The sequence below is a fragment of the Vibrio sp. 10N.222.51.C5 genome, assembly GCF_041474575.1.
In the GTDB taxonomy this organism is placed as follows: Bacteria; Pseudomonadota; Gammaproteobacteria; order Enterobacterales; family Vibrionaceae; genus Vibrio; species Vibrio crassostreae_C.
This window is the reverse complement of the sequence record NZ_JBFRUJ010000066.1, coordinates 13482-28171: the sequence shown is the minus strand read 5'-3', so window position 1 is coordinate 28171 and position 14690 is coordinate 13482. Positions and strand designations below refer to the sequence as shown.

At 44.0% G+C, this 14690-nt stretch carries 11 protein-coding genes; 6 read left to right on the top strand and 5 right to left on the bottom strand.

From position 1 onward, the window contains the following. Nucleotides 1-162: 162 nt before the first annotated feature. Together AB4558_RS19685 and AB4558_RS19680 are read right to left on the bottom strand one after the other, a co-directional pair. The gene (locus AB4558_RS19685) at nt 163-2601 is read right to left on the bottom strand and encodes an ABC transporter permease (protein ID WP_372159028.1); all 2439 of its coding nucleotides are present in this window, start codon (nt 2599-2601) and stop codon (nt 163-165) included. Between the two features lies 1 nt (nt 2602). Further along, the gene (locus AB4558_RS19680; RefSeq protein ID WP_004730959.1) at nt 2603-3277 is read right to left on the bottom strand and encodes an ABC transporter ATP-binding protein; all 675 of its coding nucleotides are present in this window, start codon (nt 3275-3277) and stop codon (nt 2603-2605) included. On the opposite strand from AB4558_RS19680, the gene AB4558_RS19675 reads away from it, so the two are divergent. The 5 genes from AB4558_RS19675 to mrdA all read left to right on the top strand — a co-directional run bounded on the left by AB4558_RS19675 (nt 3276) and on the right by mrdA (nt 11312). Further along, nucleotides 3276-3893 (top strand): arylesterase, encoded by a 618-nt coding sequence (locus AB4558_RS19675; protein WP_017060079.1) that lies wholly within the window; start codon nt 3276-3278, stop codon nt 3891-3893. The genes AB4558_RS19680 and AB4558_RS19675 overlap by 2 nt on opposite strands. Before the next feature lie 81 nt (nt 3894-3974). Next, the gene (gene fabV, locus AB4558_RS19670; protein WP_372159027.1) at nt 3975-5174 is read left to right on the top strand and encodes an enoyl-ACP reductase FabV; all 1200 of its coding nucleotides are present in this window, start codon (nt 3975-3977) and stop codon (nt 5172-5174) included. A gap of 179 nt (nt 5175-5353) precedes the next feature. After that, nucleotides 5354-7261: an EAL domain-containing protein gene (locus tag AB4558_RS19665; protein ID WP_372159026.1), complete on the top strand. Its 1908-nt coding sequence runs from the start codon at nt 5354-5356 to the stop codon at nt 7259-7261. Nucleotides 7262-7381: 120 nt separating this feature from the next. Further along, entirely contained in the window at nt 7382-9037 is a 1656-nt protein-coding gene (locus tag AB4558_RS19660) for an ABC-ATPase domain-containing protein (RefSeq protein ID WP_017060076.1), read from the top strand. A gap of 376 nt (nt 9038-9413) precedes the next feature. After that, nucleotides 9414-11312, top strand: a complete 1899-nt coding sequence (mrdA, locus tag AB4558_RS19655; RefSeq protein WP_372159025.1) for a penicillin-binding protein 2 — start codon at nt 9414-9416, stop codon at nt 11310-11312. Nucleotides 11313-11457: 145 nt separating this feature from the next. On the opposite strand, the gene AB4558_RS19650 is transcribed toward mrdA, so the two are convergent. After that, the gene (locus AB4558_RS19650) at nt 11458-12078 is read right to left on the bottom strand and encodes a DNA-J related domain-containing protein (protein ID WP_372159024.1); all 621 of its coding nucleotides are present in this window, start codon (nt 12076-12078) and stop codon (nt 11458-11460) included. 575 nt (nt 12079-12653) lie between these two features. After that, nucleotides 12654-13493: an isopenicillin N synthase family oxygenase gene (locus tag AB4558_RS19645; protein ID WP_017060073.1), complete on the bottom strand. Its 840-nt coding sequence runs from the start codon at nt 13491-13493 to the stop codon at nt 12654-12656. A gap of 199 nt (nt 13494-13692) precedes the next feature. On the opposite strand from AB4558_RS19645, the gene AB4558_RS19640 reads away from it, so the two are divergent. Then, the gene (locus AB4558_RS19640; RefSeq protein WP_017064602.1) at nt 13693-14301 is read left to right on the top strand and encodes a DUF2238 domain-containing protein; all 609 of its coding nucleotides are present in this window, start codon (nt 13693-13695) and stop codon (nt 14299-14301) included. Nucleotides 14302-14426: 125 nt separating this feature from the next. Here the strand turns inward: AB4558_RS19640 and AB4558_RS19635 are convergent, their stop codons facing one another. Then, nucleotides 14427-14678 (bottom strand): hypothetical protein, encoded by a 252-nt coding sequence (locus AB4558_RS19635; protein ID WP_017060071.1) that lies wholly within the window; start codon nt 14676-14678, stop codon nt 14427-14429. Nucleotides 14679-14690 lie beyond the last annotated feature (12 nt).

Genomic DNA, 14690 nt, shown 5'->3' with positions numbered 1-14690 from the left:
TGCTAAAAACAGTGGAATCTAAGGTGCGATATTTTTTACTTATGCTACCGGTTGGTTAAATAAAAAACGGTCTAAAGCGACGTATTATAAATAGTGCATGACTAAGTATAAATAATCTCACTTTTAGACCGTTTTAAGCGCTTGGCTAGATCTCGCTAACGACTAGCCAAAATCCTTGTTTACTGGTGCCAACAAACGTTTGATTAAGCTATTCACTACCGCGGCTAATGTGATGAACGTTAGCACCGGTAGCGCTATCCACAACATCGGGTGAAGTGAAGGTTGTAACTCAAAACCAAAGTTCATCACTCCTGCCACGCTGAGCTCAGAACCAAGGGCTGCAATTGAGCCTGCGACTAACGCCATTAAACCGTACTCACACCAAATAGTATTGAGAATTCGCTTCTTACTCGCGCCTAATGTTCGATACAAGCGTATCTCTTGTTGTCTTTGAGATAAGCTCAATCGCAATAGAGTGAAGATAAGCAACAGCCCCGCCACCACACCTAACGCCGCAAGTACGGTAATCGACCAAACAATCTGCTTAAGCAACTCTTGGATCTTGCTACCCATCTTACGAATATCCATCAAACTCACGGTTGGATGATTTCGAGAGAGTTCGTTGAGCATCTGATTGTGTTGTTCTTCTAATCTGAAGCTCACTAGCCAAGTAGAAGGGATTGAACTCAAGACATCTGGAGTAAAAATGAAGTAGAAGTTCGGCTTCATTTCTCGCCACTCGACTTTGCGGATGCTATTCACCTTGGCAGAAACATTCTGGCTGTTGATTGTGAATGACAGCTCATCGCCAATCTTTAGATCCAGTTGCTCCGCGACATCCGATTCCACAGATACGCCATGCTCTTGTGTCCAGCTGCCTTCTAATACTTCATTGTACTTAGGTAAGCTATCTCCCCAAGTGAAGTTGATCTCACGGCTTAGTGCGTCTGTTTCTCCAGAGGTATCACTGTATTCCGATGCTTCGACACCGTTTATCGTCGTCAGTCGTCCTCGGATAATTGGAAACGCTTGAGTACGCTCTACTTCGTTTGCATCAATCGTCTCGAGATAACTGTCTTTTTCATAGCTTGCAATGTTAAGTGCAAACGCATTTGGTGCGTTCTCGGGTAAGGTTTGCTGCCAATCTGACAGTAAATCACTTCTTACCAACCAGATGATAGACAGCAACATCAGTGAAAGCGCTAAAGAGCCAAATTGAATCCCCGTTGCTAAAGGTGTGCGATTAATTCTGCTCAATGCTAAACGCATAGACGTAGATGTCGGTAACTTGCCAACCAAACGCAGAACAAGCGTACTAACGACCGCAAGTACTAAGAACAGGCAAGCGATACCCGCTAGAACTATCCATACCAATAGATTGTCGCCATACATCAGCATCATTGGAATAATCGGTACCAGTAACAACAAATATTTCTTGTAGCTTTCATTGGACTGGTGACTTGATTGGATAACGCTGATTGCCGAGGTATTGACCAAGCCAATTAACGGGATACCAAGAGCAGGAACACCAATTAAGATGCTTGATAAAATCGCCAAGATTGCAGGCTCAATACCATAGCTAGGAAGTGGCGTTGGTAATAAGTCACCCAGAGGTATACGAAGCAAAAACTCTAAGCCGATACCGATAGTTATTCCCAGTACTGCACCGATAACCACTAATAAAGATACCTGTACAGACAACCATTTAACGATCCACTGCTTGCTTGCACCCAAACTCTTAAGCATCGCGATGGTTTTACGGCGACTCGCAACATAATGTTGGCAAGTGAGTACCAAAGTGGTCGCAGCCATGATCACAACAATAGCAACGGTTAACGAAAGATATTGAGTCGTGCTTTCGAACATGTCGTTAGTACGGCTCGCAGAATCTTGAGTACGCCAGCGATCGCTTGGTGTTAATTCTACGCTGTCTTGCGCGGCTTGCAGTTTTGTATCATCACCGTTGAGAAACAGCCTAAAACTAACACGACTGCCCGGTTGAATCGCTCCCGTGGCATCAATATCGCTTGTATGAATCAGAACGGCTGGCATCTGTTGGAATGGGTTAAAGCTTAAGCCTGGTTCTTGAGTGATTCGTCCAGTTATCGCTAAATCGGCATCGCCAATAGTGACAACGTCACCAATATCAACCTCTAACTGTGCAAATATACGCTCGTCTAACCAAAGTTCCCCTGGCTCAACATGGTTACTTGATGTTTTATCAGCACCCACTAAGATCATTTCACCGCGTAATGGATAATTACTTTCAACCGCTTTCACCGTCACTAACTGCATCGAGTTGTCACTGAATGCCATGGTTGAAAAACGAGTCAACTGAGAGCTTTCTAACTGTTCAACTTGAGTGAGGTCTAATAAGGATTGTGGAACTGGGTTTGCTGAGATAAACACGATATCGGCAGTAAGCGCATCTTTGCCCTGCTTAACAATTACCTGCTCCATACGTTCGGCCAACGCCGACAATGCAAATACACAAGCAATAATAAGCGTTAAAGCGATTGAAACTGGCCAAAGCTGACCGTGTCGAATCTCTTCGATACTCCATGAAAACAGGCGTTTATTCAGTCCGTTTGATGAATTCAATTTAGACTTCCTCTATCTGACCGACATGCATCTTGAGTGTTCTTTGGCAACGTTGTGCAAGCTTAGGATCGTGTGTCACCAAAACTAAAGTTGTGCCGTGGGATGAGTTCAATTCAAACAACAACTCAACAATTTTGGCTGCCGTTTGTTGGTCTAGGTTGCCTGTGGGTTCATCGGCAAAAAGAATTTTTGGCTTAATCATAAATGCGCGCGCCAACGCCACCCTTTGTTGTTCACCACCAGATAGCTGCGACGGTAAGTGATCAAGCCTGTCTTTCAAGCCTACTGATTCAAGCAGAGCAGTCGCGCGTTCGATGTCTTCGTCTTCTCCCTTTAACAAACAAGGTAACGTGACATTTTGTAGCGCTGAAAGACTTGGAATTAACAAGAAGCTTTGAAATACAAACCCTACCGATTCACTGCGGATCTTCGCTCTTGCCTCGTCATCAAGCTGTGAAAGTGGCTGTCCTAATAAACTGATTTCGCCTTTCGTTGGTACATCAAGACCAGCAAGCAGCGTCATTAAGGTCGATTTACCCGCGCCAGACGTGCCGACAATCGCGACAGTTTCGCCTTCACGAATATCGATATCGACGTGCTCTAGGATTGTTAAATGTTCTTGATTAGTAGACACTGTCTTCGAAACAGCTTCTGCTTTAATGATGGATGTATGCATGACTCGACTAATTTCCTTTTTATTCTTTATTTTATTTTCAACCGCTTCTTTGGCTCAAGATACCCGCTTAGATTCTAAGTTACTGGTCCTTGGTGATAGCCTGAGTGCTGGTTACAACATGGACATCAAACAGAGTTGGCCAAGCCTGTTACCAGACGCGTTAGCAAAGCATGACAAAACGGTAACCGTGGTTAACGGGAGTATTTCTGGTGATACAACGGGCAATGGTTTAGCCCGCCTACCACAATTGCTTGAAGAACATGCTCCAGACACCGTTCTTATCGAACTTGGTGCGAATGATGGACTTCGTGGTTTCCCACCTAAGCTGATGTCTGCAAATCTTGAGCAGATCATTGAGCAGATAAAAGCTGCGGGCGCCAAACCTATAATGATGCAGATTAAAATCCCACCAAATTACGGAAAGCGTTACAACCAGCAGTTTGAATACGTTTTTGCAGCGCTTGCTGATCAACAAAACGTGCCACTTTTGCCGTTTTTCCTAGAGCATATCATCCTCAAACCTGAGTGGATGATGAACGATGGACTGCATCCAAAACCAGAAGCTCAACCTTGGATTGCTGAATTCGTCGCCGAAGAATTATATCAGTATCTTTAAGTTTTAATGGTCTAGCTCAATAAATTTTACACAGCTTTACGTTAGCCTGAGTGCATATCACCGTTAACTGTAAGGTTATTTATGCTGGTCGAACCTGTTATCAAGGGTGTGGTAGCCAAAAGCGCTCACCCTCTTGGCTGTCAAGAAGCCGTAAAGCAACAAATCAAGTTTGTTAAGAGTGCGCCGCAAATCAAAGATGGCCCTAAACGAGTACTGATTATCGGCGCTTCCTCAGGCTTTGGCCTTGCCGCTCGTATTGCCCTTACCTTTGGCGGCGCAAAAGCTGACACTATCGGCGTCTCATTCGAGCGCGGTCCAAACGAAAAATCCCTAGGTAGTGCTGGTTGGTACAACAACATCTACTTCAAAAAAGAAGCCGAACGAGAGCAACGCACTGCTATCAACATCGTTGGCGACGCATTTTCGCAAGAAACACGCTCACAAGTTGTCGAAGCCATTGAAACCTACTTCGAAGGTGAAGTGGATCTGATTATCTATAGCTTAGCTGCAGGCGTTCGCCCTAAACCAGATTCCGATGAGTTTTGGCGCTCTGCCATCAAACCTATTGGTGAAAGCGTAACTGGCGCAACCATTTCTCTGGAACACGACAACTGGGTCACCAACACGCTTGAAGCCGCGACGGAAGAAGAAGCCGAAAGCACACTCAAAGTGATGGGAGGTGAAGATTGGGAAAACTGGATAGACGAACTGATCAACGCTGAGTCTATTGCTCCGGGTTGTAAGACGATCGCCTTCTCCTATGTTGGCCCTGAAGTGACGCACCCTATCTACTTAGACGGTACTTTAGGTCGCGCTAAGATCGACCTTCATCAAACCAGTCATGCATTAAACCTCGAACTAGCTAACTTCGACGGCAACGCTTACGCGGCAGTATGTAAAGCCCTAGTCACTAAAGCGAGCGTTTTCATCCCTGGATTAAGCCCTTACTTACTTGCTTTGTATAAGGTGATGAAAGAGAAAGAGACCCACGAAGGTTGTATCCAACAAATGCAGCGTCTGTTTGGCAGTAAACTTTATGGTCAATCCAAAGTACCACTTGATGGTGAGCGATTGATCCGTATGGATGATTGGGAATTAGACCCAGAAACCCAAGCGCACGTAACTGAACTGCTAGAAAAGATGGACGAAAATAACTTCCAAACCTTAGGGGATTACCAAGGGTTTAAAGAAGAATTTCTACAATTAAATGGGTTTGCTCAACCATCGGTAGATTATAGCCAGAAACTTAATACAGAAGATTTTATAAAGTTAAAGCCTTAATCTAAAATTATCTCATTACTGAGACCCGGATTCACATTTGAAAACCTCTGCATAATTGCGGAGGTTTTTTCGTGCAACATTTCTTATACTTAGTTAACGTAAGATTCACAGTTTTCTTTGGTTCATCATAATTAACACAGGATGTGTTGATGCATTTAGCATAATTGACTCGGAGTCATATGAAGAAAATAAAAACTCTCGATTTAGATATCCCAGACGATATGGAGCACGGTTGGCAGAATATTGTCGACCTCTTAGCTCAAATTACTCAAGTGCCCGCAGCACTAATCATGCGTGTTCACGCCAATTACATTGAAGTTTTTTCAACCAGTCGTAGCGAGAACAACCCATACAACAAAGGTGATTCTGAAACGCTGGGGAATGGGCTGTACTGCGAAACAGTGATGGAAACTCAACGACAGCTTCTTGTGCCTAACGCGCTTGCCGATCCTAAGTGGGACAACAACCCAGACATCAAACTCGGCTTAATCTCCTATTGTGGTATTCCATTACTTTGGCCTAACGGTGAACTGTTTGGCACCATTTGTATCTTGGACTCGAAAGAGAATCACTACACCCCTACTTATATCAAACTGTTAGAGAGCTTTCGGACTTCGATTGAATCTCAGCTTAAAACCCTATTCCAACACGCCAAGCTTACCCAAATGAATCGCGACCTAAAAAACCGCGTTTACAATCGCACTAAAGATCTCGCGAGCCTTAATTACTCGTTGAATCAAGAAATTGATAAACGAAAAGCGGCTGAACAGAAGATTAACTTCCAAAAGAATCACGACCTCGGCACCGGCTTTTTAAACCGAAACGCATTTGAATCTCGCTTAAACCACAAGCTACTGTCACAGAGAAGGCTGACAGACAGCTCATTTGCAGTCGTTCATATTGGTTTTACCAACGGTAGACGCATACAAGCACGCTACGGCTATAACGCGTTAGACCAAGTGCTTGTTGAATACCGAAAACGCATCGACTGTATTTCTGATATCGATGTATTAACTGCACGCCCTACTTCGGTTGACCTCGTATTGGCGTTTAGCGTTAAAGATTTACACCATCGCCTTGAAGAACTTTGCCAGACGCTCGTTAAAGTTGGTCATTCAGAATTCGACATCGAAAGTGACAAAGTGCATTTGCACGCGTTTATTGGGATTGCAATTACGAACGACGAAGATGACGCGGAAAGCATTCTGCAGAAATCTTCTGAAGCGATGTTAGCCTGCAAAGATTCAGGACAAAAGTTCGCTTACTACTCTCAATCCCATACCGAAGAACAAACTCACATTAATAAGATCGAAGGCTATTTGCTTCAAGCCGTTCGTAATGATGACCTTATGCTCTACTTTCAACCCAAAGTTAGCCCGTTGACGCATCGCTGGGTCGGTGCTGAAGCTTTGCTTCGTTGGCGACATCCTGTTTTGGGTGATATCTCTAACGAAACCCTGATCCACATGGCTGAACAAAACGGTTTGATTTTCGAAGTGGGCAGCTTTGTTTTACGCAATGCGATTGAAAAAGCCAAAGAGTGGTCCGAATACGTTGAAGATTTCAAGATGGCTGTGAATGTGTCTGCAATTCAACTCAAGAACGTACACTTTGCGGAACAAGTGGTTCACCTACTCGAAACCTATCATTTAGAGCCTCGTTTCTTAGAACTTGAAGTTACGGAGAGTGGACTGATAGCAGATGAAGTGGTTGCCAAGAATACCTTGGGATCTTTGCACGATATTGGCGTTACATTGTCACTAGATGACTTCGGTACGGGCTACGCCTCCTTCAGTTATCTGAAGAAGTTCCCATTCGACACCATTAAGATTGATAAGAGCTTTATCGACCAAATGCTCAACTCACACGAAGACTCGGAAATTGTTCGTTCTATTGTCCAAATTGCCAAAAAGCTCGACTTAAAAGTGACGATTGAAGGCATAGAAACGGAGGTTCAGGAGCAATTTATTATTAACGAAGGCTGCGATGTGGGCCAAGGTTACCTTTACGGAAGACCAATGCCGAGCCAAGAATTCGAACACAGCTTAATCAATCAAAACTATTTGGGGACAACTCGTTACGCTTAAAGCGAAAAAGAGCAGTTAGTTTTGGATTTAGGCCTACTTTCTCTTTACTCTAAAGGTGGTGATTTTTATAATCGCCGCCTTTCTGTTTTTATCTTTCCCCTTATATAGGCATTCCTCGTTATGGATCAGTTGACTGCAAAGCTTAAAAAGCTCGAAAAACAAAACTACCGTGCATATCAACAAATTAAAGGTCAATACGACTTTGCTGATTTTGAATTACACATCGACCACATCCAAGGTGACCCATACGCGTCAGCTTCTCGTTTTCGTGCAACGCGCGCGTGGTCTTTGACCGGGTTAGATTGGCTGAAAGAAAAATCTTACGAATACCAAGTAGCCGCTCGTGACTTTATCGCACGTAGCTTCTCTGAGTTCGCGAAACAAGAGTCGACCGTTTCTATCGCGCTGACGGGTCAAACCGTATTAGACAACACAGCTGTTGTATTCACAGACCACGGCATCGAAATTCGTTTCCGTATTAATTTACCAGCTGATGGTCGTAGCATTCTTGCTAAGAAAGCGAACAACATCATCACTTTCTACTTACCGAAGTTTATTCGTCGCGCGACGCTTGAGCGTGAGTTAAACATCGATGCAATGATCAAACATTGTGAAACGATTGAAGACCAAGAAGCGCTGCGTGCTCAATTGGATGAAAACAACCTAGCCGCTTTCGTTGCAAACGGCAGTGTGTTACCTCGTATCGCGGGTAACTGCGACCTTCCAATGAAAGACGCGGTACCTTTCGCGGCTCCAGAATCATTGAGTGTTACGTTAAATACTCCAAACCAAGGTGACGTGACCGGCCTAGGCATTCCAAAAGGCATTACGCTGATCGTTGGTGGTGGTTTCCATGGTAAATCGACACTGTTGAACGCCGTTGAACGTTCTATCTACAATCATATTCCTGGTGACGGTCGCGAAGGCATTGTAACTGCGATTGATACGATGAAGATCCGCGCTGAAGATGGTCGATGTGTGCACAGCTTGAACCTGTCAAACTACATCAACCATTTACCAATGCAGAAAGACACATCTGACTTCAGCACACAAGATGCGTCAGGTTCTACGTCTCAAGCGGCTTGGTTACAAGAATCGATTGAAGCCGGCGTTCAAACTCTACTTATCGATGAAGATACGTCAGCGACTAACTTCATGATTCGTGACGAGCGTATGCAAGCGCTAGTGTCAAAAGGCGATGAGCCAATCACACCACTTGTCGACCGCATTGGTCAGCTTCGTGAAGAGATGGATATCTCTACCATTGTTGTAATGGGTGGCTCTGGTGATTACCTAGATGTCGCGAACACTGTGATTCAAATGCACGACTACCAAGCGGTAGATGTGACTGAAAAAGCAAAAGACGTGATTGCTCAGCACCCTACTCAGCGTACTAACGAATGTGAAACTGCTTTAGAAACGTTTGTACCGCGTTCATTGAACCGTGCTTCACTGATGAACATTCTGACTGACGGTAAATTCCGTGTTAATGCTAAAGGCAAAGAGTCACTGCGTTTTGGTAAAGAGTTTGCAGACCTTTCTGCGCTTGAGCAATTAGAATCACCGTCTGAAGTGAATGCGATCGGTTGGGCTTGGTTCCAATTCGCACAAACTCCAGGTTGGTCAAACAACCCTGCTAAAGAGTTTAACGCTATTTTAGAAAACGAATGGCACGCTAACATGCCTAACTACGGTGACCTAGCGAAACCAAGAACGTTAGATGTGATGGCTGCTCTGAACCGTATGCGTAAATCTCAGTTCAAGCCTTCGAACTGATTTCGTTAAATATCGGATTTATTGTGCTTCTAGGTTTTTGAAGTTTTAATCTTCTAATTTACTAAAGCTTCTAAGCCACTAAATAAGCAAATTAACCTTCTACGGCTCTCATTCTGAGGGCCGTAAATTTATCTAACCTCTTTTGACCTAACCTCTAGTGTCGTCAAAACTCTTGAACTTTATAAATTCATAAAACCAATCTTTACATCAATTACTTATCATCTTTTGTAATGAGAAAATTAAAGGCACTGTTTACCGCCATCTAATGCTGTCGATCCCTCAAAACATGACACAGCTTTTACAAAACCCTAGTGATATTCAGATAAAGTCCCGATTCGACAAGTGTAACCAAATGTAACAGACCCTTGAGGCTTCAATGAATCATAAACGCGTTAAGATGCGTGACCATAAAATCGAAGTGAACCTATTCAAAAACCGCGTAATCGTCGCGTTTTGTGGGATCTTGATGTTCACTCTTGTCTTAGTCGGCAATCTATACCGACTTCAAGTTGAAAATTTTAAAAGCTATCAAACTCGTGCCGATGGCAACAGAATCAAAGTATTACCTATCGCCCCTACTCGTGGACTTATTTACGACCGTAACGGCGTGTTGCTTGCAGAGAACAAGCTTGTCTTTGATCTAACCATGATTCCTGAGCAAACCGATGATGTCGATGCAATGCTCACCAAGCTAGACAAATATGTCCCCCGTGATGCAGAGCAGATCGCTCGTTTCAAAAAACGCTATCACAACACCCGCCGTTTTAAATCTGTGACTATTCTAGAGAACTTAACGGAGGAAGAGATCGCCAAGTTCTCCGTGCACCAGTACCAGTTCCCCGGCTTATCTATCGATACCAGCTTAAAGCGTTTTTACCCGAATGGTGAGGTGCTTACCCATGTTCTTGGTTACGTGGCGCACATCAATGATAGCGATCTCAGAAAGCTTGAAGAACAAGGGATAGAAGCGAATTATCAAGCTACAACAATCATAGGAAAACTGGGTGTTGAACGTTATTACGAAGATATTCTGCACGGCACCAAAGGTTATCAAGAAGTCGAAGTAAACAGCCGTGGGCGAATAGTCCGAACCATTGAGTACGTGCCGCCAGTAGCTGGTAAAGATATCGTGTTAAATATTGACCTTGAGCTGCAAAAATACGTCTTTGAGCAACTTGATCACCGAACTGGAAGCGCGGTTATTCTCGATCCGAAAGACAACAGCGTGTTGGCGATGGCATCAAGCCCGAGTTACGACCCTAACCTATTTGTCGACGGCATTTCGAGTAAGAACTACCAACGTTTATTGAATGATCCGGCTCACCCGTTGGTTAACCGCACCACTCTAGGCGTTTATCCTCCTGCCTCAACCGTTAAACCATTTATGGCTGTGGCAGGACTGCAAGAACATGTCATCTCTGAAGATACCATCCGTAACGACCATGGCGTTTGGAGAATTCCTGGCTCTAGACGAAACTCTAAATCGTGGCGTGACTGGAAACGTTGGGGTCACGGACCTGTCGATGTCACTCAAGCCATTGAAGAGTCGGTAGATTCATTCTTCTATCAAACCGCTTTCGATTTGGGTATTGACCGAATTTCAAGTTGGATGAACCGATTTGGATTTGGTGAACCGACAGGCATTGATATCTATGAAGAAAGTACCGCCAACATGCCGACTCGAGAATGGAAGATGATGCGTTATCGCACCCCTTGGTATCAGGGTGACACAGTTCCGATTGGTATTGGCCAAGGTTATTGGACATCGACACCTATGCAACTTGCTAAAGCAACATCAGTATTAGTTAATCATGGTAAGGTGATGCCCCCTCATATCTTGAGAGCAACCTTAGATCACGGCGAAGATTTCAGTACACAACAACTTGTCGAACCGGAGCCAATGCCCTCAATCACCGAAGTACCGGATAGAATTTGGGATGTGCCAATCAATGCGATGCGACTCGTAAACCACGGTAATCGAGGCAGCGGCAGACGTGCATTTAAGGGAACTGAATACACGAGCGGCGGTAAATCAGGAACTGCACAAGTCTTTGATCTTGCGAAAGACCAGGTCTACAACTCGAAGAAACTCGCTAGACACTTGCTTGACCATGCGCTTTACACGGCTTTCGCACCGTATGAACACCCTGAATATGTCGCAACTGTGGTCATTGAACACGGTAACGGCGGTTCAAAAGTCGGTGCGCCTTATATCCGTAAAGTACTCGACTATGCCTTTGAACATAAAAGTGGCGAGAGCAAAGATCACTCCTAACACCAATAACTTAAGTCGCTACAGCACATAACGTAGTTACCCAAAACATAACGTAATGACGACAAAGCCCCACTTGTGTCACTCACAATGTGGGGCTTTCTGTTTTAGGGTTCTAAGCAATTAGACAGCTAAAAATGCCTGTCGATTATGAGCTTCTTAATACATGCCATGCTTCACAGAGCGTCTGAAATTTTGCGGTGTTGCCTTCGTCTCTGTCCGGATGCCATCTCAATGCCAGTTGTCGCCAACGTTTTCTAATTTCATGGTGTGTCGCGTCTAAAGGTAACTCAAACAGGTTCAATGCTCGACTTCGATCCATATCGAGTTCATCACCACCCACATACTTTCTATACCGAGTCCAAAATTCGTTCAACAGCCTTTTGACTTCACCTTCATCCGCTTCATAGTTAACCCAATTAATGTAGTATTCTCGAAGTGGGTCTTGATGATCGATGATGTGACTGCTTCCGTGATAACGACCATTCATCAATTCGATGTCCATCGCTTGGACTTGGAGCCAACCATCTGGGTGTAAGGTTTCTTGAAGCTGATAAAGCGCATTCATGATAAGGAAGTTCTTTTTAAACAACTCTTTCTCAGGCACAGCATCCAACACTGGCACAAACCCAAGATCGTTCAGATGAGCTGCCAATGTGTGTACTTTCCATCCGCTTGGCTTTTGCTTAAGCACTTCCATTATCGGCCAAAGCAATGGGTTTTCCATATGGCAATGAAAGTTTGCTCTCACATCTTGATAATTCGACATAGTTGACTCAGTTAGCTTCTCTGAATTAATGGATTTCTAGAACTGTGGATACTATAAGTAACCTGTTTCGCATCCGTTGCGTATCTTCTTTAATTGAAAGCGATTTTCTAAGATTTGTCGAGCTTAAGGACAAACAACTTTCTAACGTTTGGCTTAAAGGCACCTTTTATCGTCAAAACTGAGTACCATTTCGTTGAATGCAACCATTAGGGCGTGTTGACCTTTCGCGGTTAAATTTTGTTCGAGATAAAAGCGTTTTAATCGCGGCGAGGGAGAAGTAGCCTAGTCATTCTAAGCAAATCTCCCTCAACAAAGAGTAAAACGCTTTTAGCCGAACCCTTCGGGCAGCGTTTGCTGGTCATTTCTACTACGTTATCGGCTTCTCATGTAGGCTAGCTACACATCGATGCCTCTGCCTTGTATAAATACCCAGCAACTCGCTGCAAAAATCAGCTCGAAAGATCAACACGCCCTAGTAATAAAGCCGCAATTCTTTGGTACGGATACAAAAAAGGTCAGCGACTTAGCTGACCTTTCACATCTATCCCAATTTTAGGGACGAAGCATTGAACTGACTAGATAACGCCAAGCTCTCTTAGACGTTCCATTAGGTATTCGTTTGCTGTGTACTTTTCAGATAGCACTACTTCTGGTTTCGGGTGAAGGAATAGAGGCAAAGAGATACGAGACTTCTCTTGGCGTTCACCTGATGGGTTGATTACACGGTGAGTTGTCGATGGGAAGTAACCACCAGATGCTTCTTGAAGCATGTCACCGATGTTGATGATCATGTTACCGAAGTCACATGGAACATCTAGCCACTCGTCATTTTGAGCTTTAACTTGAAGGCCCGGCTCGCTTGCAGCAGGAAGAACCGTCAGTAAGTTGATGTCTTCGTGTGCCGCAGCGCGGATTGCACCTGGCTCTTCATCACCTTGCATTGGTGGGTAGTGAAGAACACGAAGCAGAGTCTGTTCACTGCCGTTGATCATTTCTGATAACGCAATAGAGAATTTCTCTTGTACTTCTTTAGGAGCATGAGCTTCAACCCAACCTAGCAGCTCTTGAGCAAAAGCATTCGCACGTTGGTAGTAATCTAGAATCTGTTCTTTCAGCTGCTCAGGGATTTGACCCCATGGGTATACGTGAAAGTACTCTTTGATGTCTTTTACAGTGTGGCCCTTAGCAACTTCAGACACTGAAGGTGGAAAATATCCATCTTGTGTTTCAACATTAAAGTGGAAGTTCTCTTTTTCTTCAGAGATGAAGAATTGGTACCAGTTTTCGTAAATTGACTCAACAAGCTCTTTCGGGATTGGGTGGTTCTTAAGAACACCAAAACCAGTTTCACGTAGAGAGCGAACAAATTGTTCTGCTGCGTCGTCAGCAAGGTAATCGACAGTTTCCAGTTTCATGACTTTCTTTCTTGTTATGTAGTAATAGAGCGATTTTAAGGATCGCTTTGTTGTAAATCAAACTTTTGTGAAACTCTCGCAACCGTTTGTCTAGATACTGGGCGATAACGCCGGTTTTCAACAAATATGGTGATTAGAGCACAATTGAACACTGTTCATTATTGTGTAACTATACATGAAACTAATACAGGATCTGATGATGACAATTACGCCACTTGCTCAAAATAGACCATTACTGTCATTGACGACGCTGTATCTGATTGTGTTTCTATTTTCAGCGTTTGCTCCCTCTTCAAGAGCGGTATGGATTGCCGAAATTGTCCCAGCGCTTGCGATATTGGTGGGAATCTGGTGGTTATCAACAAAGCTCACCTTCACTAAGACAGCTTACGTTTTAATGTTTATCTGGCTAATTTTGCATACGATAGGCGCGAAATATACCTTCGCAGAAGTGCCATTTGATTGGTTCAACAACATGATAGGTTCTGAGCGTAATAACTTTGATCGTGTTGCGCATTTCTCAATTGGCCTTTATGCTTACCCACTCGCTGAGTACTTGATTCGTAAAAAACTGGCTCAACCGGTGCTTGCATGTTTCTTTGCGTTATTTGCGATCATGAGTGTTGCTGCAGGTTATGAAATCATCGAGTGGTGGTACGCGGAGATTGCAGGTGGTGATGAAGGTATCGCATTCCTTGGTTCACAAGGCGATATTTGGGATGCACAGAAAGATATGCTGTGTGACACCACGGGCGCAATTGTCTCGCTATTACTTCTTAAGCTTCAAGGGCGTGTCAATGCTTACTAAGCTCAATTATTTACACTGAGTATCAAAAGCAACGTTGAAATGCCACACACAAACCGTGCTGTGGCATTTTTAGTTTCAGCATTGTTTGCTCGTTTTAATATGACTGGTCGTTTCATCGTGACAGGTTATTTCATCGTTACCTTGCCACCAACAAACTTGTAGGCTGGCGTACCTCGAACCAAAGTGTCTCGCGCAAATTCAATCCCGCATTCAGGGCACACACATGGTTTTGTCGTGAAATCTTCAACGATACGCTCCTTAAAACATTTCACGAGTGCACCTTTGCCACCTTTCCGATACTTAAAAAGCTGCGTTTTACATTTGGCACAGAAAATCTGAACCGTCTTGGTCGGTTGTTTCTTGTTTGGTTTAGCCATAGAAGTTAATGA